Consider the following 13,044-nt stretch of genomic DNA (forward strand, 5'->3'; position numbering starts at 1 on the left):
CGAACGCCCCATGCCCGACCCCGCACAGAGAGTGATGGACCCGATGGCTTCCGACTCGCCCCCCGCTCCCGCGGGCAGGACCGCAGTGATCGTCGACGGGTACTCGACCGGTACCTTCCTGCCCCCGGCCTTCGCCCGCCTCGGCATCGACGTGGTGCACGTCCACAGCACCGCCGAACCCATGACGACGATGCTCCAGCCGGACCTCGACGCCTACCGGGCGGGCTTCAGCTGTCCGCCCGACGCCTTCGAGCAGACCGCCGACGCCCTCGCCGCTCTCGCTCCGGTGGCTGTCCTGGCCGGTCAGGAGCCCGGGGTCCCGCTCGCCGACGCACTGGGCGAACGCCTCGGACTGGCCGGCAACGGCACCGCGCTGTCCACCGCCCGCCGGGACAAGTACGAGATGATCGAGGCACTGCGCCGTGCCGGGGTGCGCTGCGCCGACCAGTACAAGAGCGACGATCCGCAGGCTCTCGCCGACCGGGCCGAGCGGGCCGGCTCGTACCCCGTCGTCGTCAAGCCGCTCAGTTCGGCCTCCACGGACCACGTCTACCGCTGCCACGACCGGGCCGAGGTGCTGGCCGCGGCCCGCTCCGTGACCGGCTCCACGGACATCTTCGGCCGGCCCAACACCGAAGCACTCCTCCAGTCGTTCCTGCACGGCACCGAGTACATCGTCGACACCGTCAGCGTCGACGGTGAGCGGTACGTCTGCGGGGTCTGGGAGTACGAGAAGCAGATCCTCCCCGGCGGCAGGAACATCTACGACCTCGACGTGCTGCTCGCGCCGGACGCCGATCCGGTACCCGAGCTGATCGCCTACGTGGACACGGTGCTGGAGGCCCTCGGCATCCGCCAGGGCCCCGCCCACGCCGAGGTCATCATGACCCCCGAGGGCCCGGCGCTCGTCGAGATCGGCGCCCGGCTCAACGGCAACATGAACCCCGGCTTCCACGACCAGTGCCTCGGCACGAACCAGGCAGACCTCACCGCCCTCGCGTACGCCGACCCCGAGGAGTTCACACGCCGCTACGCGGGCCGCGTCTACTCCCCGCGCGCCGCGGCCGCCGTCCACAGCACCCGTACGGACCGCGACGGCGTAGTGGAATCCGTCGACCGGGAGGCGGTCGACCGCATCGCGGCCCTGCCCAGCGTCCATCTGGTCGGCGTCAAACTCACCGCGGGCAAGCGGATCAGCCCCACGGCCGACCTGCTCACCAGCCCCCTGCGCATCTTCCTGACCGCCCCCGACCTCGCGACGGTCCGCGCGGACCACACCCGTATCCAGGACCTCAAGGACGCGGTCTACCGGGTGGCCGAAACGGGCCCCCGCGTGCTGCTGCTGGGCACCGACAAGTACGTGATGCAGGCCTGCGTGCGCCACGGGATCCCGGCGGTCGTCGTCCAGGGCCCCGGCGGTTACGACCACGGACTCGCCGAGATCCCCGAGGAGCTCGACCGGCTGTTCGTCGACGACCAGAACAGCCCGGAGGCCATCCTCATGGCCCTGCACCGCGCCGGGCTCGGCGAGCACCGGTTCGACGCCGTCCACACCTCCGACGAATGGGGCCTGGTGACGGCGGGCGTCCTCGCCGCCCACCTCGGCTGCCGCGCCCTCGACCCGGCGACCGCCGTCCATTTCCGGGACAAGTCGCTCCAGAAGCGCAAGGTCGCCGAGGCAGGCGTCCCCACTGCCCGCGTCACCGTCGTCGACGACGTGCACGACGTCTCCGACGTCCCCTGGGAGTACGAAAAGGCCGTGCTCAAGCCGGTGGCCGGCGCGGCGACCGCGCGGACCGCCATCGTCGAGAGCCCCGAGGCCCTCGCAGCCCTGAGCCGCCGCTACCGCGACGACCGCACCGCGCAGCGCACCTTCGTCCTGGAGGAGTACGTCGGCGGCGAGGAATGGATCGCCGACGGCTTCCTGCACGACGGCGAACTGCGCTTCCTGGCCGTCGGCCGGTACGGCGCCCCCTGCCTCACCATGATCGACGAGCAGACGCCGCTGTGGATGCGGCACTTCGACCCCAAGTCCGAAAGCTGGGCCTACGACCGGGCCGAACCGGTGGTCCGCCGCTGCCTGGAGGCGCTCGGCCTGCGGGACGGCGTCTTCCACATGGAGCTCTTCCACGACCCGGAGACCGGCCGCCTCACCTTCAGCGAGTGCGCGGCCCGGCGCGGCGGCGCCCTGCTCCACGAACAGGTCCAGGCGAAGTTCGGCGTGCACCTGGGCGAAGTGGCCCTGTTCGGCGCGCTCGGCCGGGAACCCCGCGCGGAGGTCGACCACCGCCCCGGGCTGTTCGGAACCACCTACCTCAAGGGCCGGGCGGGCACACTGTTCTCCTGCCCCACGCCCGCCGAACTACGGGCCCTGCCCGGGGTCGAGTTCGCCCGGGTGGAGTTCCCGGCGGGCGGCACGTTCCTCGGGGACATCGACAACACCAACCACCGGATGGGCCAGGTCCTGGTGTCGGCCGACAGCGAGGACGAGCTCGCCGCCCGGTTCGACGAGGTACGCGCCTGGTTCGACGAACGCCTGATCGTCGCCCCGCAGAATGTCACCGGCCGCGAACTGCGGGCCTGGGGACGCGAGACCCGCCCCGACGCCGACTTCCGGGACCCGCTGTGGAACTGACCTCGAAGCCGCCGGCGGGCGCGCCCGCCGGCCGTCCCGGGCCGATCGCCCGCCTCCTCCCGGACCGGGGCCCCCGGCGCGTCCTGGCCGGAGCGACCTTCGTGAACGCCCTCGGCAGCGGCATGTTCATGTCCTCCAGCGCCCTCTACTTCACCCGGGTCGTGCAGCTGCCGATGTCCCAGGTCGCGTTCGGGCTGTTCGCCGGCGCGATGGTCGGCCTGGTCGCCGGGATTCTCGGCGGCCGGGTCGCCGACCGCTGGGGCGCCCGGGAGACCCAGATCGGGGTCATGTCCGCCGGCACCGTCTTCATGGGCTGCTTCCTGCTGGTCGACGCCTTCTGGTCGTTCGTCCTGATCTCGGTCCTCACCGGTGTGGTCTTCGCCGCCGACAAATCCAGCCGGGCCCCGCTGATCCGCGCCTTCGGGGGCGACGACCCGGCCCGCTTCCGTGCCTATCTGCGGGCCTCCACCAACCTCGGCATCTCGCTCGGCGCACTCGGCGCGGGCGTTGCCATCCAGCTGGACACCGCGCCCGCCTATCTGAGCCTGGTCGGCGGACGGGCCCTGGCCTTCGCGGGCTGTGCGGTGGCCCTGCTGTGGCTCCCCCGCCCGCCGCGTATCCCCGTACCACCGCTGAGCGGCCGCTGGGAGGCTCTGCGGGACCGTCCCTACCTGGCGGCGACCGTCCTCAACTGCCTGATGTCCCTGCACTTCGCGGTGCCCACGTTCCTCCTGCCGCTGTGGATCGTCGAGCACACCGACGCTCCCCGCTGGATGGTCTCCGGGGTGCTGGTGCTCAACACCGTGCTCGTCATCACGCTCCAGGTGGCGGTCAGCAAGAACGTCTCCGACCCCGGCTCGGCGGGCACCCGCATGCGCTGGGCCGGTATCGCCGTCGGCGCCGGACTGCTGCTGATGATGGCGGCCGGGGACGTCTCCACCTGGGCTGCGGCGGCCCTGCTCGTCGCCGCGACGGCCGTCTACACGCTCGGCGAGCTGTGGCACGCCGCGGCCGCGATGGAGTACTCCTTCGGGCTCGCCGCCCCGCACGCACAGGGCCAGTACTCCGGAGTCTTCGGGCTCGGCAGCGGCGTCGCGGAGGCCCTGGCCCCCGCCCTGCTGGGTCTCCTCGCCTTCAGCCTGGGCCGGCCCGGCTGGTTCCTGCTGGGCGGACTGTTCCTCCTCGTCGGCTTCGTCAGCCGCCCGCTCGTCGCCTGGGCCGTGCGTACGTCACCGCGGACCAGGACGTACGAAGTCGCCTCCGCGTAACCGCAGACGCACCGCGCCCGCATCCGCACTCCCTCTCTCTCACACCTCGGAGATCACCATGGCCACGCCCACCCTCAGCACCATCGACACCGATCTGGTCGAGATCGTCGACAGCATCCGGCTCGACCACGACGAGATCGTCACGGCGTACGCGCAGTACCTCGACCGCCTCCCGGACGCGCCGTCGGGCAAGCCCGAGGACCGGCTGCGGCGACTGGGTCTGACCCACCGCGCCGGAGCGGAGGACCCGTGGCGCGACGCCGGCACCGGCCAGTTCGACCAGCGGACCGGGGAGAAGAACTTCGAGGAGCGGGAGTTCGCGTTCTTCAACGAAGCGCTGAAGGACACCTACTTCTACGAGCTGTACCGCCAACTCCCCTTCCGCGCTGGCCGGATGCGCCTGGTCACGCTGAACCCGGGCGAGATCTACCACATGCACACCGACCACTCCCGGGTCGCCCATGTGTCGATCACGACCAACGAGGACAGCCGGCTGCTCTTCCGCAGCGGTCACACGTACCACGTGCCCACCGACGGCCGGGTCCACATCCTCAATACCCTGCGCCACCACTCCGCTTACAACGCGGGCGGCACGGAGCGCGTCCATCTCACGATGACGCTGGCCGACTGACCCCGCCGCCCCGCGTCCCGACCGTCACCCAAGGAGTTCTGATGTCATCGCCGTCCGCCGCAGACCACGGCCGGCCCCCGGCCGGGGGCCGCAACGAGGAGTTCCGGCAGGGGGCCGACGAGGTCCGCGCCGCCGCCGACCTGCGGGCTCTGCTCGCCCTGGGAACCGGCAGCCCGCTGCCGGAGACCGGCCACGTGGCCGTACCCGCCCAGGTGGCCTCGCTCGCCGCGGCCGACCCCGGCCGCTCCGCCGTGGTCTGCGGCGAGGACCGCGTGACCCGGGGCGAACTCGACGCCTGGGCCGGGCGGATCGCCGCCCGGCTGGCGGCTGCCGGAATCGCCGCCGGGGACCGCGTCGGCATCCTCGCCGACCGCTCGACGGCGATGGTCGCCGCCGCGCTCGGCGCGATGCGGGCCGGGGCCGCCTACGTTCCCGTCGATCCGGCGAACCCGCAAGAGCGGATCGCCGCGGTACTCGCCGACGCCCGGGTCGCCGCCGTCCTGGTGACCGATGACACCGCCCACCGGGTACCGGACCACGCTCCCCAGGTGCTGCGCGTCGACGGCGCGGACGTGCGCGGCCGGGGGGAGATCCCGCCGTCCGCACCGGTCGGCCGGCAGGACGCGGCGTACCTCATCTACACCTCCGGATCCACCGGGGCCCCCAAGGGCGTCGTCGTCGAACACGGGCAGCTGTCCGCGTCCACCCGGGCCCGCCGTGAGGTCTACCCCGGCGAGCCGGTCTTCCTGCTGCTCTCCCCGCTCGCCTTCGACTCCTCGGTGGCCGGCCTCTGGGGCACGCTGACGGCGGGCGGTCTGCTGGTCGTCGCGGGACCTGACGAGTACCGCGACCCCCGGGCCCTGCTCGGCCTCGCCGAACGGCACGGCGTGACCCACCTGCTGGGCGTCCCCTCGCTGTACGACGCGCTCCTCGCGGCCGCCGAGCAGGCCGGTCCCGCCCGCCTCGCCTCGCTCACCACGGTCATCACGGCCGGCGAGCCGCTGCCCGAGGCCCTGGTACGGCGGCACTTCCGGGCCTTCGGATCCGGCACCGCGCTCGTCAACGAGTACGGGCCCACCGAGGCCACCGTGTGGTCCAGCTACCGGCGGTTCGAGGAGCCCGGCCCCGTCGACATCGGCGGCCCCGTGCCCGGAGTCCGCCTGTACGTCCTGGACGAGGCGGGCCGTCCGGCGCCGCGCGGCGTCACGGGCGAGCTGTACATCGGCGGCTCCGGTGTCGCCCGGGGCTACTTCGACCGCCCCGACGCCACCGCCCGCGTCTTCACCCCGGATCCGTTCGCCGAGGCCGCGCCGGACGGCGCCCCCGCCCGGATGTACCGCACCGGGGACATGGTGCGCTGGAGCGAAACCGGCGGGCTGGAGTTCCTCGGGCGCCGCGACAACCAGGTCAAGATCCGTGGCCATCGCGTGGAACTCGGTGCGGTGGAAGCCGCGTTGCGCGCCTGCGACGGCATCCGCGACGCGGTGGCCGTGGCGGACGCGGCGGGCGCCCGGCTGACCGCGTTCGTCCTCACGGACGCACCCGACGCACTCCCCGGAGTACGCGAGAGCCTGGCGCGGGTGCTGCCGGAGGCGGCCGTCCCGGCCCGGCTGCGGGCACTGGACTCCTTCCCCCTCACGGTCAACGGCAAGGCGGACCGGGCCGCGCTCGCGGCACTCCCGGACCCGAAGGCACTCCCGGACCCGGCGGCCGAGAAGCCGGCCCCGGTACGGACCGCGGCGGCGGACCCCGTCGCACAGGTCTCGGCCGCGTGGGCGGAAGTGCTGGAGATCTCCGCGGTGCCCTCCGACGTGAACTTCTTCGACCTCGGGGGCCACTCGCTGCTGATCATCCGGCTCCAGGAGGCGCTCGGACGGCACGCCGGTGTGCGGCCATCCGTGGTCGCGCTGTTCCGCCGCACCACCGTGGCCGCCCAGGCCGAACTGGTCCGGGAAGGCGCCGCGGCGGGCACAGGCCCCGGAACCCCGGACACCGGCCGCGCGCAGCGGGCCCGCCAGGAACGCGCCGCCCGCGCCCGCCGCCGCCGCGTCGAGCAGGGAGCAGCCTGATGACCGCGTCACCGCACACCCCCGCCGGACCCGCGCCGGACGGCACGGAACCGGACCGCGACCGCTCCCTGGACATCGCCGTCACCGGCATGGCCGGACGCTTCCCCGGCAGCCCCGACATCGCGTCCTGGTGGCAGGCCCTGCTCCGTGGGGAGATCCTGACCACCCGCCTCGACCGGGCGGGCCTGCTGGCCGTGGGCGAAGCCGCCCCGGTCGTCGACGACCCGGACTACGTACCCGTACGGGGACTGCTCGACGACGCCGACCGGTTCGACCACGAGCTGTTCGGCATCAGCCCGCGCGAGGCCGAACTCATGGACCCCCAGCACCGGTTGATGCTGGAGGCGGCCTGGACGGCGCTGGAGGACGCGGGCTGCGACCCGACCGCCGAGTCCCGGGTCACCGGCGTCTACGCCTCGGCGAGCAGCAGCGCGTATCTGCGTGCGATGCTCACGTCCGGCACGCTGGACGCGGCCGGCGTCGAAGAGGCCCTGCGCGCCAATGAGCCCGACTACATGGCCACCCGCATCGCCTACCGGCTCGGCCTCACCGGCCCCGCCCTCAGCGTGCTGACCGCCTGCTCCTCCTCCCTCGTCGCGGTCCATCTCGCCGTCCAGGCGCTGCTGAACGGCGAGTGCGAGCAGGCCGTGGTCGTCGCGGCGGCCGTCGACTTCCCGCAGACGGGACACCTGCACCTGCCGGGCGGCATCCTGTCCGCGTCGGGCGAGTGCCGCCCGTTCGACGCGGAGGCCGACGGCGCGCTCGCGGGATCGGGTGTCGTGGCCGTGGTGCTCCGCCCGTACGAGGACGCGGTCACCGAGGGCGCCGACGCCTACGGCGTCATCCTCGGCACAGCCGTCAACAACGACGGTTCCGCGAAGGCCGGTTACCAGGCCCCGTCCGCCACCGGCCAGGAGTCGGTCATCCGTTCCGCCCTCGGCGCCGCCGGCATCGACGCCGGTTCCCTCGGCTATCTGGAAGCGCACGCCACGGGAACGCGGGTCGGCGACCCCATCGAGTGGTCGGCGGCCTCGGCCGTCCTCGGCGAACTCGGCGCCGGGCCGGGACAGATCGCGGTCGGCGCGGTCAAGGCCAACATCGGCCACCTCGACGCGGCTTCGGGCCTCGTATCGCTGATGAAGGCCCTGCTGGTCGTCCGCGACGGCCAGGTGCCGCCGGTGGCCGGTTTCCGCAGCCTCAACCCCCTTCTGGAACCATCGGGTTCACCGCTCTATATCCCGACCGGACGCCAGGATTGGCCCGGCGGCCCGGCCGGCCCGCGTCGTGCGGGAGTCAGCTCCTTCGGCATCGGCGGCACGAACGCCCACGTCGTCGTCGAGCAGCCCCCGGCCCGGCCCCCTACCGGCGAGGCGGAGCCGGACCCTGCGGGCGACCGCCTGCTGCTGCTCTCGGCCGCAAGCCCCGAGGCCCTCGGCCGGACCGTCGAGCGGCTCGCCGACCGGCTGTCCGGAGACCTGGCCGCCGTGCCGCTCACCGACATCGCCCACACCCTGGCCACCGGACGGCCCCGTCTCCCGTACCGCACCGCCGTGGCGGGGCGCACCCACCGCGAGCTGGCCGACCGGCTACGGGCCGCCCCCGTGCGGGCGGCCGGACCGCCGCCGCCCGTGGTGTTCCTGCTCCCCGGCCAGGGCAGCCAGTACCCGGGCATGGCCCTGCCGCTGCGGGACGCGCTGCCCGGGTTCGCCGAGGCGCTGGAGGAGTGCCTGGAGCACTTCGAGCCGGCTCTCGTGGCCCGGCTGCGCTCCGCTCTGTTCACTGCGGGCTTCCCGGCCGGCGAACTGGCCCGTACGGAACTGGCGCAGCCCGCGCTGTTCTGCGTCGAGTACGCGGCGGCGACGGCGCTCACCGCGCTGGGTCCCGCCCCGGTGGCGCTCGCCGGGCACAGCCTGGGCGAGGTCACGGCCGCGGCCCTGTCCGGTGTGCTCGGGCTCGCGGACGCCGCCGAACTGGTCGCCGTACGGGGCCGGTCGATGCAGGAGTGTCCGCCGGGCGCGATGGTCTCCCTGGCGGTGAGCGAGGAGCGGGCGCTGGCACTGGCGGAACGGTTCGCCTTTTCGGCCCACGGGCACCGGCTGGAACTCGCGGCCGTGAACACCGACGAGAGCGTGGTGCTGGCCGGCCCGGTGGACTCCGTGGACGCCTTCGAGGCCTGGCTCGGCGACGGGCTGACCGCGCGCCGGCTGCGTACCAGCCACGCCTTCCACACGACCATGCTCGCCCCGGCCGCCGACCGGCTGCGCGAGTCGGCACAGAAGCTCCGCATCGGCCGGCCCGCGCTGCCGTACCTCTCCAACGTCACGGGCGCGCTGCTGCCCGCGGGCAGCACGGTCGAGCCCGGCTCGTTCGCCGAACAGGCCCGCGCCACCGTCCGGTTCGCGGCCGGCCTGGCCGACCTCGCCCATACCTTCCCCGGCGCCGTGGCGATCGAGACGGGCCCCGGCAAGGCGCTGAGCGGGATGGCGGAGGCGGCCGGGCTGACCACGGTCCCGCTCGCCGCGGGGCGTTCCGAGCGCCCTGCCGTGGAATCTCTCCTCGCCCTGGCGGACCTGTGGTCGGCGGGCCTGCCGCTGTCCCCGGCCGCGCTGACCGCGCCGGGCCGCCCGGCACACCTGCCCGGCCATGTGTTCGCGGGCCCGCGCCTGCTGGCCCCGGCGGCGGTACGAAGGACCCCGGACCGGACGCCCCCGCCCGGGAACCCGCCGACGGACGGGCGGACCGCCCCCACCCCGGCACTCTCCACCGGGACAGCACCGGCGGGCACCCCTTCGGCCGCACCGGCGGGCACACCCCCCTCGGCGGCGGAGGCCGTGGCCGCCCGGTGGACCGAACTGCTCGGCTGGTCCGATCTGTCGGCGGACTCCGACTTCTTCGAACTCGGCGGGGACTCGCTCCTCGTGGTCCGACTCGCCAGGCGGCTGGGAGAGGACCTGGACGTCCGCGTCCCGGTCCGCGCCCTGATGACCGCCACCACGCTGGCCCGGCAGACGGCCCTGGTGGATTCCCTCGTCCCGGCAGGAGACCGGCGATGAACAGGTGGCTGCAGTGCGCAGCCCCGCGCCCCGATGCGAACGACCGGCTGATCTGCTTCCCGCACGCCGGAGGCTCGGCCTCCTTCTTCCGCGACTGGACCGAGGGCCTGCCGGGCCACGAGGTGCACGCCGTCCGCTACCCGGGGCGCGCGGCCCGGCTGGAGGAGCCGCTGCCCACCGACCTGCGGGCGCTGGCCGCCGACATCGCGAGGGCGCTGCGGCCGTTGCTGGACCGGCCCGTGGCCCTGCTGGGGCACAGCATGGGCGCGGTGGTCGCCTACGAGACCGCGCGGCTGCTCCAGGCGGAGGGCACTCCCGTGACGCACCTGTTCGCGTCCGGGGCCCGCGCCCCGCAGCTCGCGCACCCCGAGGGCCCCGGCGCGGCGGCCATGGACGACGACGCCATCGCGGATGCCCTCACGGAACTGGGCGGGACGGATGCCGAGCTGCTGGCGGACCCCGACTTCCGCGAGCTCGTCCTCCCGTACGTCTGCGGGGACTTCCGGATGTTCGACGCGTACGTCCACCGCCCCGGGGCACCGCTGACCTGCCCGGTCACCGCCGTGGCCGGGGACGCGGATCCCCAGGTGGGCCCGCGGGAGGCGGCAGCGTGGGCGGCGGCGACCGAAGGCCCGTTCACGCACCACACCGTGCCCGGGGACCACTTCTACCTGACGCCTCGTCCGCCGTTCCGGCTGGTCGAAGAGGCCTTCTCGCACCCGGGGGTGCACCGTGTTGGCTGATCTGCTCCCGGCATCCAGGAACGGCCGGATCATCGCGGCCGGATCGGCGGTGGAGGCGGTCGCGGTCGGCATGTTCCTCGCCGCCGCCACGCTCTACTTCGTCGGCATCGTCGGCATTCCGGCGGTGGCGGTGGGCGGCGCGCTCACGGTCGCCAACGTGCTCGGGCTGCTCAGCCCGGCGCCGACCGGCGCCCTGGCGGGCCGGATCGGCTCCCTCCCGGTCTATGTGGGCCTGACGCTGGTCCGGGCCGTCGGCTTCGTGGCGTACGCCTTCGTGGACGGCTACGCCGGCTACTTCGTCGTCACCTGTCTCATCACGGCGGCCACCCGCGCGGCGATGCCGTTGCTCCAGGTGATCGTGGGCGAACTCGAACCGGCGGACCGCCGCACCCGGACCATGGCGTCGCTGCGCGCGGTGAGCAACATCGGCATGACCGCGGGCTTCCTGCTCGCGGCCGTCGTCCAGGCATCCGGCTCCCGCCCCGCGTTCATGGCGCTCTTCGGCTTCAACGGCGCGGCGTTCGTGGCGGTGGCTCTGCTGATCGGCAAGGCGGGCCGCTCCACGACCGTGCGCCCCGCCCCGCCCCGGAAGACGGCACCGCCCCCCTCCGGTGTCGTGCGCCGGGGCGGCCGCTCCCCCTACCGGGACCGCAGGTTCCTCACGGCGGCGCTCGCCAACTCCGTACTCCTCCTGCACGATTCGATCCTGTTCATCCTCGTACCCCTGTGGATCACCCAGCAGGCCGGCCTGCCCGGCGGGGCGAGTTCGGTGGTCCTCGCCGTCAACACCGTGCTGACCGTGGTGCTCCAGGTGTACGTCGCCCGCTTCGCGCAGGGCGTCACCAGATCGCTGCGCCTGTTGCGGCTGGCCTGTCTGCCGCTGGTCCTGAGCTGCGTGCTGTTCGCGGCGGCGGACGGCCGGAGCATGGCCGTCGCCCTGGTGGCGGTCGGCCTGGCGGTGGTGGCGCTGACGGTCGGCGAGAACCTGCACGCGGTGGCCGCTTGGGAGCTGTCGTACGAGATGGCCCACCCGGAATCGCGACCGCAGTACCTGTCCCTGTTCGGCATGGGCATGAGCGCGCAGCTGATCGTGGGCCCCTTCATGATGACGGCGTTCGTGCTGTCCGCGGGGACCGTCGGCTGGCTGGTCGTCGCCCTGCTGTTCGCGGCGGCGACGGCGGCGTTCTCGCTGGCGGCAAGGCCGTACGCCACGAGGCCGCCCACAGCGACGGGCGGGCACACCGCGGAAACGCCGACGTCCCAGCGCACCGGCACACCGAGCGGTGCCGCGGTCCCCTCCTGAAGCACGCTCCCCTCTCCATCTCCTCCCCATCTCCCTCTGAAAGGCAGGCACCCGCCATGTCGGACCACTTCCTGATGTTCGCGATCGGCCCCAAGCTCGACTTCGCCGCCCGTCTGCGCGCCCTGGACGAGTCGGCGCGGATCTCGGTGGTCTGCCGCCCCGAGCACCTGGCCCGGATCACGGAGTCCGGCAACTACCAGCGGGTCGTCGCCGTACGCCAGGACGCCCCGATGGACGAGGTCCTGGCCCTGGCTCGGGCGGTGCACGCCCTGGAGCCGGTGACCCGGATCACGACGTTCTGGGAGCACGACCAGGACCGCGCCGCCGCCGTCGGAGCCGCGCTCGGTGTCGCGACACACCTGCCCGAGACCGTGTCCCTGGTGCAGGACAAGCACGCGATGCGCGAGCGGCTGCGGGCGACGGGCGTCGAGGAGACGGCGGCCGGCAGGGCCTATGGTGAGGCGGACCTGGTGGCCTTCGGCGAGAGCGCTGGATACCCCTTCATCGTGAAGCCGACGGCGGGCACGGCGAGCTTCGGCGTCACCCTGGTCCACTCACCGCAGGAGGCCGCGGAGGCGTACCGCAGGGCGACCGGCGACTTCCCGGGGATCACCCGGCTCGGCGTCCTGGCGGAGCAGTACCACGAAGGGCCGCAGTACAGCGTGGAGGCGTTCTCGGAGACCGGCGAGCACGTGATCGTCGCCGTCACCCGGAAGTACTCGGATCCGGAGAACATGGTGGAGCTCGGCCACGTCCTGCCGGCCCCGCTGGACCCCGCGGACCAGGAAGCGATCGGAGCCCATGTCTCCCGCGTCCTGGAGGCCCTGGGAGTGGAGTTCGGTCCGACGCACACGGAGATCGTGCTGACCGACGAGGGCCCGAGGATCATCGAGACGCACCTGCGGGTGGGCGGCGACGACATCTTCAATCTGGTCAAGGACGCCGTCGGCGTGGACATGCTCGACTTCCAGACCCGCCAGACATTCGGCGAGAAGGTCCTCCCGGACATCCGGGCCATCCTGGAGTCGGACCGCGAGCCCCGCTGCGAGGCGATCTGGTACACCGCCCCGAAGGCGCACGGCACGTTCATCGGCCCCGCGGACGCCGAGGCGGTCAACCGCAACCCGGACATCGCGGTGCTCCTCACCCCGGGCTCGGAACTGACGGGCCACGGCTCCTTCGCCCGCATCGCCCGCGCCAGGTCCTCGGCCCCCACCGCGGCCCAGGCCCTGGAGAAGGCCCGCTCGACGGTGAACGGCCTCTCGTTCCTGTTCACCGTCTCGTCGGACGAACCCGGGACAGTCTGACGGGCCGGAGACGCTGCCGCCGGCCCGAGGACCGG

The 13,044-nt window shown here is 73.6% G+C and carries 8 protein-coding genes; all 8 read left to right on the plus strand.

Annotated elements, in window-relative coordinates:
- The first annotated feature begins 10 nt into the window (after positions 1–10).
- From ACIQPT_RS07940 to ACIQPT_RS07975, 8 genes are read left to right on the plus strand one after another with little or no spacing between them, the layout of a single operon-like run.
- On the plus strand, positions 11–2,635 hold the full coding sequence (locus ACIQPT_RS07940; RefSeq protein ID WP_401153700.1) for an ATP-grasp domain-containing protein: 2,625 nt from the start codon (positions 11–13) through the stop codon (positions 2,633–2,635).
- A complete protein-coding gene (locus ACIQPT_RS07945; RefSeq protein ID WP_401153702.1) occupies positions 2,626–3,903 on the plus strand; it encodes an MFS transporter in 1,278 nt (425 codons plus the stop codon). The genes ACIQPT_RS07940 and ACIQPT_RS07945 overlap by 10 nt, the downstream gene beginning before the upstream one ends.
- A 58-nt stretch (positions 3,904–3,961) precedes the next feature.
- The gene (locus ACIQPT_RS07950; protein WP_401153704.1) at positions 3,962–4,534 is read left to right on the plus strand and encodes a hypothetical protein; all 573 of its coding nucleotides are present in this window, start codon (positions 3,962–3,964) and stop codon (positions 4,532–4,534) included.
- A gap of 41 nt (positions 4,535–4,575) precedes the next feature.
- Complete coding sequence (locus ACIQPT_RS07955) at positions 4,576–6,603, plus strand: non-ribosomal peptide synthetase (protein WP_401153705.1); 2,028 nt, start codon at positions 4,576–4,578, stop codon at positions 6,601–6,603.
- Positions 6,603–9,656 (plus strand): type I polyketide synthase, encoded by a 3,054-nt coding sequence (locus tag ACIQPT_RS07960; RefSeq protein WP_401153706.1) that lies wholly within the window; start codon positions 6,603–6,605, stop codon positions 9,654–9,656. The genes ACIQPT_RS07955 and ACIQPT_RS07960 overlap by 1 nt, the downstream gene beginning before the upstream one ends.
- Entirely contained in the window at positions 9,653–10,399 is a 747-nt protein-coding gene (locus tag ACIQPT_RS07965) for a thioesterase II family protein (RefSeq protein ID WP_401153708.1), read from the plus strand. The genes ACIQPT_RS07960 and ACIQPT_RS07965 overlap by 4 nt, the downstream gene beginning before the upstream one ends.
- Positions 10,392–11,702, plus strand: a complete 1,311-nt coding sequence (locus ACIQPT_RS07970) for an MFS transporter (protein WP_401153709.1) — start codon at positions 10,392–10,394, stop codon at positions 11,700–11,702. The genes ACIQPT_RS07965 and ACIQPT_RS07970 overlap by 8 nt, the downstream gene beginning before the upstream one ends.
- A 56-nt stretch (positions 11,703–11,758) precedes the next feature.
- Positions 11,759–13,009, plus strand: coding sequence for an acetyl-CoA carboxylase biotin carboxylase subunit family protein (locus ACIQPT_RS07975; protein ID WP_401153711.1), 1,251 nt, complete (start codon positions 11,759–11,761; stop codon positions 13,007–13,009).
- Positions 13,010–13,044: the final 35 nt, after the last annotated feature.

The sequence above is a fragment of the Streptomyces sp. NPDC091289 genome, from assembly GCF_044757365.1.
Classification (GTDB): domain Bacteria; phylum Actinomycetota; class Actinomycetes; order Streptomycetales; family Streptomycetaceae; genus Streptomyces.